The organism is Eudoraea adriatica DSM 19308 (assembly GCF_000382125.1).
In the GTDB taxonomy this organism is placed as follows: domain Bacteria; phylum Bacteroidota; class Bacteroidia; order Flavobacteriales; family Flavobacteriaceae; genus Eudoraea; species Eudoraea adriatica.
The window spans coordinates 142,808-157,647 of the sequence record NZ_KB907547.1 but is presented as its reverse complement, the minus strand read 5'-3'; the positions used below and the strand labels follow the sequence as shown (position 1 = coordinate 157,647).

Below are 14,840 nucleotides of genomic sequence, written 5' to 3'. Positions count from 1 at the left end.
AAACACACCTATCACATACACGGAATGACTTGTAACGGTTGCAAAACCCATGTGGAGGAAGCTCTCCAAAATGTGGAAGGTGTGACTGTAGTTGCGGTAGATTTAGAAAAAGCCGAGGCAGCAATTGAGATGGAAAATCACATTTCCATCGATAGATTACAAGGTGCTCTGGCAAGTTTTGGCGGACGGTATAGCATACACAACCAAGGAGAGCATCGGCATAGTAAAGAAACGAAAATGAGTACGCCCAAGGAAGAAGGCAACGGGCCATTTTATTGCCCTATGCATTGTGAAGGCAAAAAGACGTATGAGCATCCTGGTGATTGTCCGGTATGCGGCATGGACTTGGTGAGCGAACAAAACATTGCTTCTGTATCTTCAGTACAATACACCTGCCCCATGCACCCGGAAATCATCAGGGAAGGACCGGGGAGTTGTCCAATCTGTGGAATGGAACTCGTAATGATGCAACCAGAACTTTCCGTAGAGGAAAAGAATTATAAAAAGTTGCTAAAAAAGTTTTGGATATCACTGGCCTTCACATTTCCCATTTTTTTGATTGCAATGTCCGAAATGTTGTCCAATAATCCACTCTATGCCATAATGGATCAGGTAAACTGGAACTGGGTACAATTTGTACTTTCTATCCCTGTTGTTTTCTATACAACCCGGATCTTTTTTGAACGGGCCTATCGCTCCATAAAAACATGGAACCTTAATATGTTTACCCTAATTGGGATAGGTGCAGGTGTAGCCTGGCTGTTTAGCCTGTTTGGGATACTCTTTCCGGATTTTTTTCCTGCCCAATTCAAAACGGAATCGGGAAGCGTTCATGTCTATTTTGAAGCCGCTACGGTCATTCTTACCCTGGTCTTGTTAGGTCAGGTACTGGAGGCAAAGGCACACAGCAAAACAAATACTGCGGTAAAAGAATTGCTGAAGCTGGCTCCCAATAAGGCAGTAAGGGTTGTTAATGGTAAGGAAAGCGAAGTTCCCATAGACCTAATACAATTAGATGATATTCTAAGAGTAAAACCAGGCGAGAAAATTCCTGTGGATGGTATAATTACTGAAGGTGTAACGTCCATTGATGAATCTATGATCACGGGAGAACCCATTCCTGTGAGTAAAGGTCCCGGAGATGTGGTTAGCAGCGGAACTATTAATGGTAATCAGTCTTTTTTGATGAAGGCAAAAAAAGTTGGCTCGGATACCTTACTATCGCAAATTATCCAAATGGTCAACGATGCCAGTCGCAGCCGTGCACCAATTCAAAAGCTGGCGGACACGGTATCGGGCTATTTTGTTCCGATAGTCATAATTATAGCGGTCATCACTTTCATAGCCTGGGCTGTTTGGGGGCCGGAGCCAACTTATGTATATGCACTAATAAATGCGATTGCGGTATTGATAATTGCATGCCCTTGTGCGTTGGGTCTTGCTACACCCATGTCGGTCATGGTAGGTGTTGGTAAGGGCGCGCAGAACGGAGTACTCATAAAAAATGCCGAAGCCCTGGAAACCATGAACAAGGTAGATACCCTGATAGTAGATAAGACCGGAACTATTACCGAAGGAAAACCAACGGTTGAAAAAGTAGGTGCAGTTGGGGATGATTTTAATGAAAATGATGTTTTAAAATACATTGTATCGCTCAACAGCCAAAGCGAACATCCCTTAGCGGAAGCTACCCTGAAATATGCCAGAGAAAAAGGTGTGGAATCCCTCAAAGTCGATAGTTTCAATTCGGTAACAGGCAAAGGGGTTGAAGGAACTGTCAATGGAAAGAAAACCGCTTTGGGCAATACCAGGATGATGGAACAGACTAACGCTTCTTATTTGAAGGAAATGGAAAACGAATCCCGGATCTATCAAAAGCAGGGCAAAACAGTTTCTTACCTGTCTGTTGATCAAAAGATCGTTGGCTATATTGTTATTGGAGATAAAATTAAAGAGACCAGTGCTAAGGCAATCAAGGATTTGCAGGATAATGGTATTGCAGTTATTATGCTTACGGGTGACAACTATGAAACTGCACAGGCCGTGGCAGGCGAACTCGGTCTGATGGATTTTAAAGCGGAAATGCTTCCGGAAAATAAGCTACAGGAAGTAGAAAGACTACAAAAACAAGGGAAGCTTGTTGCCGTGGCAGGTGATGGCATCAATGATGCTCCGGCCCTGGCAAAAAGCGATGTTGGTATTGCTATGGGTACCGGAACAGATGTGGCTATTGAGAGTGCAGCCATTACTTTGGTAAAGGGAGATTTACATGGAATTGTAAGGGCAAGAAACCTAAGCAACAAGGTAATGGAGAACATAAAGCAGAACCTGTTTTTTGCTTTGGTGTACAATACCCTTGGTGTGCCAATTGCGGCAGGAGTTCTGTATCCCTTTTTTGGGATATTGCTATCTCCGATGATAGCTGCTGCAGCCATGAGCTTTAGTTCTGTTTCTGTAATTGCCAATTCGCTCAGATTGAGAAATGCGATGATAGGTTAAACATATGGTTCAAAGTAAAATAGTATAAAAACAGGGGAATCATATCCCAATCCGGGGTGGGGGTAGGCCCATAGGTTTAGCATATGTCGTGAACCATTATTAGAAAGACAAAAAAGTAAATTTTTGAATTATGAAAAAAAATATTCTTTATATCGGATTAGCAGTAATCGGGGGTTTGTTGGCCGGATACCTGATTTTTGGAAATAACTCAAATGAAAGTTCATCCGAAGAACATGACCATAGTAAGGAAATGACAGAAAGCCAGATGTGGACCTGTTCTATGGATCCGCAGGTTATGCAACCAGAACCTGGTTCATGTCCGATTTGTGGTATGGATTTGATCCCTGCAGAGGCCGAAACCAATGGTTTGGCAATAAATGAGTTTAAATTGACTAAGGATGCAATGGCCCTGGCCAATATTCGTACTACCAAAGTTGGTTTGGTTGCTTCGGGCGATAATGTCCTCAAACTTTCGGGAAAAATAAAGGAGAACGAAAAAGCTATGGAAACACAAGCTTCCTACTTTGCCGGACGGATAGAAAAGTTATTTGTTAATTTTGAAGGGGAGCAAGTCCGAAGCGGACAACAACTGGCTACAATCTATTCTCCTGAACTTGTTTCGGCCCAACAGGAATTGATTACGGCTGCCAGCCTGAAAGAATCCCAGCCAGATTTGTATCGGGCCGTCCGAAATAAGCTTAAACTGTGGAAATTATCTGAAGAGCAAATCCAGCAAATCGAGAATTCTGGCCAGGTTAGAGAAAACTTCCCTGTATATGCCAATGTCTCAGGAACGGTAACGGAAATCATGGTAAAAGCAGGAGACTATGTGGAACAAGGGTCACCCTTGTTTAAAATTGCAAATTTAAATACTGTATGGGCGGTTTTTGATGCCTACGAAAATCAGGTCTCTCTTTTAAAGGAAGGCCAAAAAATAGACATTGTAGCCAAGGCCTATCCCGACACCAAATTCGATGCCAAAATATCCTTTATAGATCCTGTATTGAATTCGGCAACAAGGACCATTGAGGTCAGGGCAGTTTTGCAAAATTCAAGAGGCCAGCTAAAACCGGGAATGTTTGTCTCTGGCGTAATTGGGCTTAGATCGAAAATGAAAAACGAGATGCTTGTTATTCCGGAAAGTGCTGTTCTTTGGACCGGGGAACGCTCAGTGGTTTATATCAAAACTGACCCCGAAAACCCAACTTTTACCATGCGCGAAATAACCCTTGGCGATCTAATTAATGATGGCTATGTTGTTTTGTCGGGTTTAGAAAAAGGGGAAGAAATCGTTACAAATGGCACCTTTACCGTAGATGCTGCGGCGCAACTCAAAGGAAAAAAATCCATGATGAACGAAAAAGCCGAACAAGTAATGACAGGACATGAGAGTCATAACTAGCCATTACCTATTTGATGCTCTCAATTAATTTGAGATATCCTGGCTTAGCTCAGAGTAAAAAAAATAGCACTAAAAATTGAAGCCCAGTCGTATAACCGGACCGGAAGTATCTACATCATACATAAACCGATCTTGTCCGCTCCCGCTTGTATAATCCAGGCTGATAATTCGATAGCCCCCCGTGACATGGAATAGCTTTGAGAATCGATAGCCTGCATAGGCCTGTATCTGCCAGGCAAAATCAGAGCCGATCCCAAAACCTCCTATTTCTCCCCGGAACTGGTATATGAATTTTTCACCTGCCCCATTCCTTATACGGGTAATGATCATGGGGTCGAACCATGTTTTGGTCAGACTCCTGCTTTGAGGTGTGGTACCACCCCCTATGGCATTTAGGTTTAGGTCGACGCCGGCATTAATTGAATTTAATATTCCTCCCAAACCAACTTCAAGCCATGGCGTGATTCTTCGCAACCCCATTATTTCCCATGCAAATTGTTTTGCAGAAATATCACCACTATCAATTAAAATCCCTGATTCTACTCCCCTCGAGAGATTCATATAAATAAAGTCCGAGCCCACAGCCCAGGTGTCGTTGGAGGCTTCCAGATTGAGCATAAACCCCATTTTCAGATTCCCAAAAATATCATTGGTGTTTGCATCTATCGGAGCATCTGGTAAAACACCCAGCCCCACGGAACCTTTCATGTTGGGAAACAGCATATAGGGCTCAATTAAAAATGACCATTGGTCTTTGCCTGCGGCTGAAGTTTCATCTTTCTGTGCACGTAGATCTGTGGAAAACAGGGAGAGTAATATGCCCGCAAAAAGAAATATAGGTAAAAGGTAACATTGATTTGTTCTCATGGTCGTTAGTTGTCAGATTAGTTCTCCTCTGGTAGTTTCATAAGGGTCCTTTCCACTTTGTATGTCCATGGTATTCCGGAATTTTTCCATCCATTTTTTAGTCGTTGGCCTTTGTAGAGGCTATCGGTATCTGATACAGCATCACCCTCAAAACCATCGGTAATGTTGTAAACATTCTTATACCCTGCATCAGCTAATTGATTTACCGCCCAGGCACTTCTTCCGCCGGAGCGGCACATAACATAAATAGTATCGGTTGATTTAAAAACTTCTTTGATCTGTTTAAGAAAAGCCGCACTAGGCTTTATTGAAAAATGTTGTTTCTCGGCATCCCAGTCGTGGGTTTGAATAAAAACAGGGATGTTCCAGGCCATTGGCGCATGCCCTATGTAAATGTATTCCTCAGGGGTGCGTACATCCAGTATGTTGATTTCATCGGGTGCTTGTTGCCATTTCTCATACGCTTCTTTGGCAGTTGCGTAGAGTCCCAGGGTTGTTTGCTTTTCTACTGGAAGCCCGGGGCTTTTGTCCTGCCCGGCAGTTGGTTGTGTTACGATAATGCTCATGGTGATAATCAATATTAATATGTTGGACTTTTTAGTAGCTACGGATGTATCATATCCATTCATAGGGGTCTTATTTTTGACGGGCGTGTCCCTGACCTTTTCTTTTGATAATCCGCCAGGACCTCCCGGACTTAGATTAGGTATCTTATTCATTTTCTGTGTTATCATAATAGTGAGTTTTTAAAAATTAGTTTGCCAGATCCACCTTTTTAAATGCCAACCAATTCCTTCAACTGATTATAAATGATCAGTAAGCCCAGGGCTACCTGTACAATCCCCAGAACAGCACCCAGTATGGGGAGCACTACACTCAAGTATTTAAAAATGCGTTTGGTCACGAGCATAGTGACCAGGTTTAATAACATGATCCCAACAATTATGGCAGCAATGATCAACTGACTCCTGGAATCCGAAAACATGCTAAGAAATACGATGATGGTCGCGATTCCATAGGGTGTAACGATGGTCGGGAAGGCCAGGGGGTTCATCGCCATCTTTAACGAAGGAGTAATTTGATTCGCTTCAGGGGTTTCATGAGGTGTAAATTGTTTAATGATTTCGAGAAGAGCCACCAAGAAAATTACAATCCCGCCAGCCAGGGCCAGGATAGGGATAGGGATCCCGTATTTGCTTAAAATGGTTTCCCCTAATGAGCCTGCCAGCAGGAGCGCTATAGATGCGTAGAGGATGGAGCGGAAAGCTATTTTTTTAGTTAAAGAAGGATCAGCTCCCACCGTAATCTTTGCGAAAGGGGCTATTATCTTAAAAGGCCCTAGCATCAAAAAGAGAAATGTTATTATTTGGGCATATGGAGTCATAATAATGTATTTTGGCTATAATATTTCTGAGTCTGTTATTATTTCGGATTTCACTTTATTTTTAGATTGACAGTGTAACACCCATTCATTGTAATACCGAGATTCGTAAAACCACTCCAAAAAAAAGAAGAACCCCAAAAATCATGAGTATTATGGACATAATAAGGGAATACCTGGTTTGAATGAATACATAGTTTTTCCTTAACTTTCTTATGGTCACTTCATTTTCCATGATTCCCATTAGTAAAGAAATAACACCCAACCCAATCAAAAAAAGTCCAATTATCTTGGGGCTTGAAGCAGAATGAGAAATCACACCAGATCCAAGAAATTGCTCTCTTGAATAATCCAGGAATTTATAAATAGTAAATCCAAAACTTATCAAAGCAAGCCCAGTACGAATCCAAGCCATCAAAGATCGGTCGGCTGCCATAATAGTTCGGGTTACAGCCAGGTCAGTTTTGGGCTCTAAAGCTTCACGAGTATCAACTTCTGATTTTACTTTATTGTTTTTCATAATGGCAAATGCAACTTATAATCTGGTTTTTTAACATTTACTAGTATGGATTTAAATTGAAAAACGAATAAAAATATTAAGAAAACAAAGTGAGCCTTGGCAGTGCTATGGCATCATTGCAGTGCCAAGGCATCATTAATATTCTTTTATCTTTTAAAACTAACCAACTCTACCTCTGCCTGATAAAGGATCAGCTGCTTTTGGAAGTTTTGAAGTAGTTCTTTTCTTCCATTCTTCTTCCAACAATTCTCTTGCTGCCTGTTCCAAGAATTCAGGCGCTGCCCATTCGTTTACATCAAAATCGTTTTTAATGTAACCATGGCTATGCATAAAGTCCTTTCCTATAGCAACAGATACTAAATTCTGTGGCGACAAGTTTGGAACCAGGTCAACACGTCTAATTCCTTCATATGTGTCTTCAACGTCCCTGTAGAAAGTCTGTTTGTCCAAAATGGCTGCTGCTGCCTGTTTATGCTCATTAGCCCAGCGGCCTACTTTAATCATACCTTTCAGGAATGTGACCACTAATTCCGGGTGCTGTTCAGCCATCTCAGCGGTACAGGTAATAGCAGCAGGCACATTGGCAATCTGCAATGTCCAGTCCGGATAATGGGAGAGATCCTCTATAGACTTAAATTTACCTGTTGTTTCAGAGAGTACACTGAGCACTTTACTTTGACTGTACATGGCATCAATTACGCCATTTTCCAAAGCTGTTTCCAGCGGACGGAATGCAAGGTCATGTTTGTGGTCTCGTTTTAACCAAAGTTCTGACGGATTTTCCATAGGTGGGCCCATCATTTCAGGTACGTCGTACCAGTCATCCGGATACGGAAATTCTACTATTTCTACATCATCCCGGGTCATGCCATTCATGCGCAACATTAATTCAATACCTTGTTCTTCCTGTATACCCCACCAGTCAGTCTTTATTTTATTCTGACTTCTTGAAAGACCAATCTTCTTACCTTTAAGATCAGCCATCCTATAAATATCATCTCTTGAACGCACCATCATAACGCCACCTTCATATACCTGAGTTACCCCAAGCAGTTTTGTTCTTCTAATATCGGCATGAACATGAACAGGAGGAAATAAACCTCCAAAACGGATTAAGTTATCCATATTGTGTATATAGTGTGGGTACCAATTGTTCTCTTGACGAGCCCGCAAATATTGATAATTCACACCTATTTTTTTAAACTCGCCTTTAGTCCATCCCAATTCCTGATCCACATTGCTGGCGGATACCAGTGGACAATTTGTATAATACACTTCGGTCCAATCTAATGGTACGGTCTCGAGTTTTCCTAATTTTTTTGCTTCAGCCAGGATTTCATCCATGTTTGGAGCGGATCTTTTAACTTGATTTTCCATAACTTTAATATTTATATTATTCTACTTGGCGAGAAATAGGTAATCTAATTCTCGTCTTTTTCTTCCTTTTCAGCAGTCAAATAAGATCTATAATCCATTTTGTTTTCTTCATTCATGAAGAATCAGGTTCCTTTTCCTTTTAATGTAATTTTTCGCAATCCTGGAGTTTTCCCCGCTAACTTTGTAAGTACAAGAAGGTCCAGTACTGTTTTTTTTGTATAATGCACTAAGGATTTCTATAGAACATTGTATATAAATATACGACAGATAGACACGAATTAAAATACCTATTAATAGGTATTTTTAATGAATTCCGGAAAGGGTAAATATTTTATTTAAACTTGAAAATCAATAAGTTATAAGTAAAAATTAGTTAGTTTGATCGTCGATAAATTTTCGTAAAATACATTTTGAGTTAAATTCGAATCTGAGTTCTGAGCCCTCCTATAAATGCATTTTTAAAACGTTCTCTAAACGGATTGATATATTGCATATCCACCCCTATGTAAAGCCAGGGGGTAATAGAATACGAATAGAATATTTCCATACCGGATTCATCTTCTATGGACACCAGAGGGTTAAAGGAATCCTCGAGGACATCACTGAGGTTGTAGTAGAAATAACCTATACCAAAAGAATCCTGATGACGTCCAAAAAACAATGGGTTCCCTCCGATTCCTGCTACCAGGGACGCCCGAACATAATTGGGATTTCCATCGGCGATTCCAGTCTTAAAAGAAATCCCCCAGGCTGCGCTGGGATATCGGGTGCTTTCTTGCAGATTATGTTTAAATTGCACATTGATGTTAAAGGCTCCCGTTTCGGTAGATGTATTAATGATACCATTACCAAGGGTGGAGTAATCCGTTCCCTCTGCTGTACTATAGAAACCTGTGATACCGTAAGAGGTGTGGCGACCAGCCAGTTTAGCAACCCTTGTGGCATTTACCCCGAAAGTTACGCCATCTTTGAACAGGTCCCCCGGGAAATAATCGTTGGTACGGTCATTCGGGTCAAATACGACAGCAGTTAAGGTTACTGGCTCCAGATTTATGGAGGCTAACCCCCCCATAAAAACTACAGGAATCAATCCGCTGGGTGGTGCTACAAGGACGATATTCATAAACCGGTCTACCCCCCAACCCCCGTAGAAAGGATCTGTCGCATAGATATCAATGGGATTAAATTTGCCTAGTTTAATTAAGTGTCCATTTCCTATTTTCTGCGTATATGTAACTGTTGTAGCTATCAACTCTTCCGGGGAATCTGAAGGTAGAAAAAGCGCCGTATTTACTGCGAAGACGGTGCCACCCAGATTGGCTTGTGCCTGACCATGTCTGTATTCCAGGTGAAAGTTGAAACCCCCTCCTTTCCAAAGCCCCATCTTATCTGTTTCAAAATTTATAAGTGCATTCACTTTGCCACCATAATCAAAGCTTTTGTCGCCGGTGCCTTCTATTAAACCCTGATAGGTAGCGCTGTACCTCAGGTCAAAACTAACACCCCTGTCTTCAAGGAAGGAACGTGCCCCCCACCAATTACCGGTCAGATATTCTTGATTAAAAAAACCTTCACTTCCTGCGGTTCCTGAAGTATCAACTTGTATTGCTGAAGATTTAGTTGCGCCGCTCTGGACGGAACCGAGTTGTCCAAATATCAGCGTTGGGTACAGCAGCCCCCATAGAAACGCAGTGCAGAATAACAACTTCCTTGCAATAGCGCTCCTTTTTTGTTTCATTTGTTTCATTTTAAAGGATTGACAAATAAAGGGTTATTCCACACGTCCTTGCTTTTGCTGAATTTTAAGGTGATGTAAATCGATCTCATAAAAAACTACTTCTTCGTGTAATTTATACTTTCGGTAAACATTTCAATGGCGTTGTCCTCCTGCTGCATAAGCGATTTCAATTTTTTGGCCGTACGAAACCTCCTGGCTTCAATTTCCACAAGACCTTTCTTAAAACTATTTATCGAATATTTGAAATTGTCCTGATCTGTAATTTCGCATAAAACAATGTGATTGGTTATATCATCACTTTCCTGTTTACACTCATTACAATAACCGTAGATTACAGTTACACCATTTATGATTTCTTGTGATACCCATTGTGTCTCACCATAGCCGCCAAATTCATTAAACCATGTCATGCACCACCTCTTAACGTCTTGACGCCATCCAGCGATACACACTTTATTGGTGTCGTCATAAAAACCAATACCCTGAGGAGTTTTTAACCCTTCTTCTGTCCCGATCGAAGAATATTTTTCAAATGCAACGGGCCAGTTAAACAGTATTTCACGTTGAAACTCGCCGTTCTTTGTTATTTTACCAAGCCAGCTCCCACCAAAATAATTACGAAATAACTTTGCAGTTAATTCTGCCATTTCGTTCGGTTTAAAGGAAATAAATTGTATTCTAAATTATGGCATATTTGGACGGTAGACAATACTCATTAATGAGTATTTTTCTTACCTTGTAGGTATTGAACTGTTATCCGGAATCGACAATGCTCAAGACACCTTATGACTATAATATTTATCATGATTTTATTGAGTCGTATTTACCTTCGGGGTTTCTGAATATTGACTCCAATGATCCGATCATGCGTAAATTGGAAAGTTTGATGGAGATAAATGATCAAATGCTTATAGTAATGGATCTTACACAAACAAAGATTATTTATACAAGTAAGCGAAGTATTGAAATGGTTGGTATTAAGCCCGCTGAGAATGACCCTTTAAAAATGATGAGTAAAGTACATCCTGAAGATCTTCACAGGTTTGGTTTAGGGAGGTCGAAATTATTGGATCTGGATAAAGATCTTTTCATTGCCAAAAAGGGAGCAGCATTATTATCTACCAATATAAGAATGTTAAAACCGGATCAGGAATATGCCGACCTCCTTTTCCAATGTTATATGTTCTATAGTCCAATACCCCATAAATCTGTTTATTATCTTCAGGTAAATACAAATATTGATTGGTTTAAAATGCATAGAGATACTTTTCATTATTATGTTGGCGATGATGTTTCTTTGTTTGCCTATCCTAATGATGAACTATTGAATATGTGTCATCATTTAACTCCTCGGGAGTTTGAAATTATTAAATTGGTATCATCAGGTCTAACTAGTGAAGAAATAGCTGACAAAATATTTTTAAGTGTACATACCGTGAACACTCATCGCAGAAATATTCTGGAGAAGACAGGTAAAGGGCATATATCTGATGTTATTTTTAGCCTCAAGGATCAGGGGCTTCTTTAAAAATTATAAGGAGAAGCTTTCGGATTTTTATAACAATTAAAGCGTATCCATAAAAAAACCGCTCTTAAAAAGAACGGTTTTTAAATTTAAATTATTCAGAACCTTACATCATACCAGGCATTCCTCCGCCACCCATTGGTGGTCCTCCCTGAGCAGGATTTTCCTCCTTGATGTCGGTTAATGCACATTCGGTTGTCAGGATCATTCCTGCAACTGATGCCGCATTCTCTAACGCTATTCTTGTAACTTTTGCTGGATCAATGATTCCGGCTTCAAGCATGTTGACATACTTCTCAGATTTGGCATCATAGCCAAAATCGCCTTTGCCATCATGAACTTTTGCAACAACCACAGAGCCTTCACCACCGGCATTGGATACAATAGTTCTCAATGGAGCTTCGATAGCCCTCGTAACTATTTGCAAGCCCGTTTCTTCATCCGCATTTTCTACTGAAACTTTGGTAAGAGCCGACTTGGCTCGGATAAATGCAACACCACCTCCGGCAACAATACCTTCTTCTACAGCCGCTCTTGTGGCATGAAGTGCATCATCTACGCGGTCTTTCTTTTCCTTCATCTCTACTTCAGATGCTGCACCAACATAGAGCACCGCTACACCTCCGGCCAATTTAGCCAAACGTTCCTGAAGTTTTTCTTTGTCATAATCTGAGGTAGTGGTCTCTATCTGAGATTTAATTTGATTAACTCTGGTCTTTATGTTTTTGGCGGCTCCGGATCCATTGACAATAGTTGTATTATCCTTGTCTATGGTCACTTTCTCACAGCTTCCCAACATATCCAGTGTTGTATTTTCAAGAGAGAATCCTCTTTCTTCTGAAATTACCGTACCACCAGTCAAAATAGCGATATCTTCCAGCATGGCTTTTCTTCGATCTCCAAATCCAGGAGCTTTTACGGCAGCTATCTTTAAGGAACCTCTTAATTTGTTAACTACTAAAGTTGCCAATGCTTCTCCATCCACATCTTCAGAAATAATTAATAGTGGTTTCCCGGATTGCGCTACCGGCTCGAGAACTGGTAACAGATCTTTCATTGTCGAGATCTTTTTGTCGAACAACAAAATATACGGGTTTTCAAGATTTGCGATCATCTTGTCTGAATCTGTCACAAAATAAGGAGATAAGTATCCTCTGTCAAATTGCATTCCTTCAACAACATCTACATAAGTATCTGTTCCTTTGGCTTCTTCAACGGTTATTACTCCTTCCTTACCAACTTTTCCAAAAGCCTGGGCAATAAGTTCTCCTATGTTTTCATCATTATTTGATGAAATAGTGGCTACCTGTTTAATTTTTTCAGAAGAATCACCTACTTTTTTAGCCTGCTTGGCCAGGTTAATTACAATTGCCTCAACTGCCTTATCAATACCTCTCTTAAGATCCATAGGATTAGCACCCGCAGCAACATTTTTAAGTCCTTCCTTAACAATAGCCTGTGCTAAAACCGTAGCTGTTGTAGTTCCGTCACCTGCAAGATCATTGGTTTTAGAAGCAACTTCTTTTACCATTTGTGCCCCCATATCTTCAAGAGGATCTGCCAATTCTATTTCCTTCGCAACGGTAACACCATCTTTAGTTACAGCAGGAGCCCCAAACGATTTACTAATTATTACGTTTCTTCCTTTAGGACCTAATGTTACTTTCACTGCATTAGCGAGGGCATCAACGCCTCTGCGCAGACCATCGCGTGCTTCAATATCAAATTTTATATCTTTTGCCATTTTCTATTCGTAGTTTTTGGTTATTAAATAATTGCTAAAATGTCGCTTTCACGCATCATAAGATAATCGGAGCCTTCAAGCTTTAGCTCTGTGCCCGCATATTTTCCATAAAGTACTTTATCGCCGACTTTAACTGTAACTTTCTCATCTTTTGTACCCGGGCCAACTGCCACGACTTTTCCTTGTTGAGGTTTTTCCTTGGCAGTATCCGGGATATATATCCCCGATGCCGTCTTTGTCTCTGCTGCCATAGGCTCTATAAGGACCCTGTCTGCAAGTGGTTTAATGTTTACTTTAGCCATATTATTTAGTTTTTAGTTTATAAATTTCTCCTTTTAATAGGCAGAAATTATGCCATTGCTCAAAACTGACATAATTTTAAAATAAAAATGCCAGCTTGTCATTTTTGCTGGCATTAGGATATGTCATTTCTGAACACTATTGAATTGTATCGGAAGAATTACCGCCCTCAGATCCCGGAACTTGTTCAGGAACTTCCTCAGGTACAGTTTCGGGAACTGTACTTTCAATATCATCACCTTGAAGTAATTTGGACTCGGCTTCTGCAAAATTACCTTTCAGAGCAACATTAGATAATAGAATAAGAACTATCAACAGGGTCGCTAAAGTCCAGGTACTTTTATCCAGGAAATCTCCGGTCTTTTTTACACCCCCAACAATTTGGGTACCCCCACCGCCAAAAGAAGAAGATAATCCACCTCCCTTTGGGTTTTGTACCATGATAACCAATATCAGGAGTAAACATACTACTAAGATAAGGACCAAAAAGATTGAAAATGTGCTCATTTATTTTTTATTTTCTCGCTGTAACTTTCCTACTGCTTTTATTCGGTTTGCAAAGAAACTACTTTTTTCTGGATATTTCAAACTTAAAATCTTGTATGCCTGGATGGCTTTTTTATACTTTTTTTGCTCCAGATATACTTTTGCCAATGTTTCCGTCATCAACTCATTTTTATCAAGTTTGGTAGACTCTTTAATGTTGACGCTTGAAGCCAGATTTTCCTTTGGTACGAGCTTGGGATTGTTTTCTATGAACTTGTCTATTATCTCAAATTTTTTCTTTTTCAGGATGTCTTCCTCCAATGGAAAATGAATATCCTTCATTTCCGTTTCCCTGAACTCTTCCTTCTTCCTTTTTATAGATTTAAATGAAGTAAGCTGCAGCCACTCCCCAAAAGAATGCTTTTCCCGTTTTGTAAAAGACAGGGGTTTCCCTATCTCTAATTCTTCTTCTGCCTTTTTTTTGGCCGCTATGACTTTATCTACTTTGGGATCTTTTGAAGTAAAAAGCTGGGGATCAAGAATTTTATCTGCATCCCTGGTGCTCTGAGGTAAAGGATGGTCCTGAGAGTCATCTATAAGATGGGTATCTGTATCCGGATTTGGTTCAACTTCTTCAGAGATGATCTCCTTGTCTGACAAGGGTAATGATTTGCCCGAAATTGTATCTGCAATTGAATTTTGAAGAAATACGTCAGAGGTAATGAAGTCAAAAAGAATGTCCCTGTCTGCCGTATAAGCCGCTGTAACCTTCAGGGCGTTATTATACTTAAAACTATTTAGATTTTTGAGTCCTTTTAAATGAAGTGCACGGGCGGCCTGGAAATACGGATATTCCTTAAGGATATCTTCCAGTTGATTTGTCTGGACAGGTTCTAAAACCTTATCCGGATTCTGTAATAAGAATGTAAAATCTGCTACGTTCATTTGAATTAACTCGTAATCATCGTTTTGAAGTTTTACAAAAAACAAAACAACTCATG

Annotated in this window: 13 protein-coding genes and 1 pseudogene; 3 read left to right on the top strand and 11 right to left on the bottom strand. The window is 40.3% G+C overall.

The window, feature by feature from the left end; genetic code table 11:
• The first annotated feature begins 24 nt into the window (after positions 1-24).
• Both G504_RS0104315 and G504_RS0104310 read left to right on the top strand, forming a co-directional pair.
• The gene (locus G504_RS0104315; RefSeq protein WP_019668912.1) at positions 25-2,499 is read left to right on the top strand and encodes a heavy metal translocating P-type ATPase; all 2,475 of its coding nucleotides are present in this window, start codon (positions 25-27) and stop codon (positions 2,497-2,499) included.
• 130 nt (positions 2,500-2,629) lie between these two features.
• Positions 2,630-3,895 (top strand): annotated as a pseudogene (locus tag G504_RS0104310) (efflux RND transporter periplasmic adaptor subunit); the annotation flags it as partial.
• A 75-nt stretch (positions 3,896-3,970) separates the two neighbouring features.
• Here the strand turns inward: G504_RS0104310 and G504_RS0104305 are convergent.
• From G504_RS0104305 to G504_RS0104270, 7 genes are all read right to left on the bottom strand, one after another.
• On the bottom strand, positions 3,971-4,768 hold the full coding sequence (locus tag G504_RS0104305; RefSeq protein WP_019668910.1) for a hypothetical protein: 798 nt from the start codon (positions 4,766-4,768) through the stop codon (positions 3,971-3,973).
• A 17-nt stretch (positions 4,769-4,785) separates the two neighbouring features.
• Positions 4,786-5,502, bottom strand: a complete 717-nt coding sequence (locus tag G504_RS0104300; RefSeq protein ID WP_019668909.1) for a rhodanese-like domain-containing protein — start codon at positions 5,500-5,502, stop codon at positions 4,786-4,788.
• A 41-nt stretch (positions 5,503-5,543) separates the two neighbouring features.
• Positions 5,544-6,152: a MarC family protein gene (locus tag G504_RS18290; protein WP_083930696.1), complete on the bottom strand. Its 609-nt coding sequence runs from the start codon at positions 6,150-6,152 to the stop codon at positions 5,544-5,546.
• 85 nt (positions 6,153-6,237) lie between these two features.
• Complete coding sequence (locus tag G504_RS18285) at positions 6,238-6,669, bottom strand: YidH family protein (RefSeq protein ID WP_019668907.1); 432 nt, start codon at positions 6,667-6,669, stop codon at positions 6,238-6,240.
• A 159-nt stretch (positions 6,670-6,828) separates the two neighbouring features.
• Positions 6,829-8,046, bottom strand: a complete 1,218-nt coding sequence (locus tag G504_RS18280; RefSeq protein ID WP_019668906.1) for an ABC transporter substrate-binding protein — start codon at positions 8,044-8,046, stop codon at positions 6,829-6,831.
• A gap of 415 nt (positions 8,047-8,461) precedes the next feature.
• Positions 8,462-9,784 (bottom strand): carbohydrate porin, encoded by a 1,323-nt coding sequence (locus G504_RS0104275; RefSeq protein ID WP_169336898.1) that lies wholly within the window; start codon positions 9,782-9,784, stop codon positions 8,462-8,464.
• 95 nt (positions 9,785-9,879) lie between these two features.
• Positions 9,880-10,431, bottom strand: a complete 552-nt coding sequence (locus G504_RS0104270; RefSeq protein ID WP_019668904.1) for a hypothetical protein — start codon at positions 10,429-10,431, stop codon at positions 9,880-9,882.
• A 122-nt stretch (positions 10,432-10,553) separates the two neighbouring features.
• On the opposite strand from G504_RS0104270, the gene G504_RS19100 reads away from it, so the two are divergent.
• On the top strand, positions 10,554-11,312 hold the full coding sequence (locus G504_RS19100) for a LuxR C-terminal-related transcriptional regulator (RefSeq protein WP_019668903.1): 759 nt from the start codon (positions 10,554-10,556) through the stop codon (positions 11,310-11,312).
• 103 nt (positions 11,313-11,415) lie between these two features.
• Here G504_RS19100 and groL read toward each other — a convergent pair whose 3' ends face one another.
• The 4 genes from groL to G504_RS0104245 form a co-directional block, all read right to left on the bottom strand.
• Positions 11,416-13,053, bottom strand: a complete 1,638-nt coding sequence (groL, locus tag G504_RS0104260; protein WP_019668902.1) for a chaperonin GroEL — start codon at positions 13,051-13,053, stop codon at positions 11,416-11,418.
• Positions 13,054-13,076: 23 nt separating this feature from the next.
• Positions 13,077-13,355, bottom strand: a complete 279-nt coding sequence (locus tag G504_RS0104255) for a co-chaperone GroES (protein WP_019668901.1) — start codon at positions 13,353-13,355, stop codon at positions 13,077-13,079.
• Between the two features lie 136 nt (positions 13,356-13,491).
• Positions 13,492-13,860 (bottom strand): preprotein translocase subunit SecG, encoded by a 369-nt coding sequence (secG, locus tag G504_RS0104250; protein WP_026348388.1) that lies wholly within the window; start codon positions 13,858-13,860, stop codon positions 13,492-13,494.
• Positions 13,861-14,784 (bottom strand): hypothetical protein, encoded by a 924-nt coding sequence (locus tag G504_RS0104245; protein WP_019668899.1) that lies wholly within the window; start codon positions 14,782-14,784, stop codon positions 13,861-13,863.
• Positions 14,785-14,840 lie beyond the last annotated feature (56 nt).

Coding starts and splice junctions, on each gene's coding strand:
- G504_RS0104315 (WP_019668912.1), top strand. CDS start 25: ATGACTTGTAACGGTTGCAAAACCCATGTGGAGGAAGCTCTCCAAAAT.
- G504_RS0104305 (WP_019668910.1), bottom strand. CDS start 4,768: ATGAGAACAAATCAATGTTACCTTTTACCTATATTTCTTTTTGCGGGC.
- G504_RS0104300 (WP_019668909.1), bottom strand. CDS start 5,502: ATGATAACACAGAAAATGAATAAGATACCTAATCTAAGTCCGGGAGGT.
- G504_RS18290 (WP_083930696.1), bottom strand. CDS start 6,152: ATGACTCCATATGCCCAAATAATAACATTTCTCTTTTTGATGCTAGGG.
- G504_RS18285 (WP_019668907.1), bottom strand. CDS start 6,669: ATGAAAAACAATAAAGTAAAATCAGAAGTTGATACTCGTGAAGCTTTA.
- G504_RS18280 (WP_019668906.1), bottom strand. CDS start 8,046: ATGGAAAATCAAGTTAAAAGATCCGCTCCAAACATGGATGAAATCCTG.
- G504_RS0104275 (WP_169336898.1), bottom strand. CDS start 9,784: ATGAAACAAAAAAGGAGCGCTATTGCAAGGAAGTTGTTATTCTGCACT.
- G504_RS0104270 (WP_019668904.1), bottom strand. CDS start 10,431: ATGGCAGAATTAACTGCAAAGTTATTTCGTAATTATTTTGGTGGGAGC.
- G504_RS19100 (WP_019668903.1), top strand. CDS start 10,554: ATGCTCAAGACACCTTATGACTATAATATTTATCATGATTTTATTGAG.
- groL (WP_019668902.1), bottom strand. CDS start 13,053: ATGGCAAAAGATATAAAATTTGATATTGAAGCACGCGATGGTCTGCGC.
- G504_RS0104255 (WP_019668901.1), bottom strand. CDS start 13,355: ATGGCTAAAGTAAACATTAAACCACTTGCAGACAGGGTCCTTATAGAG.
- secG (WP_026348388.1), bottom strand. CDS start 13,860: ATGAGCACATTTTCAATCTTTTTGGTCCTTATCTTAGTAGTATGTTTA.
- G504_RS0104245 (WP_019668899.1), bottom strand. CDS start 14,784: ATGAACGTAGCAGATTTTACATTCTTATTACAGAATCCGGATAAGGTT.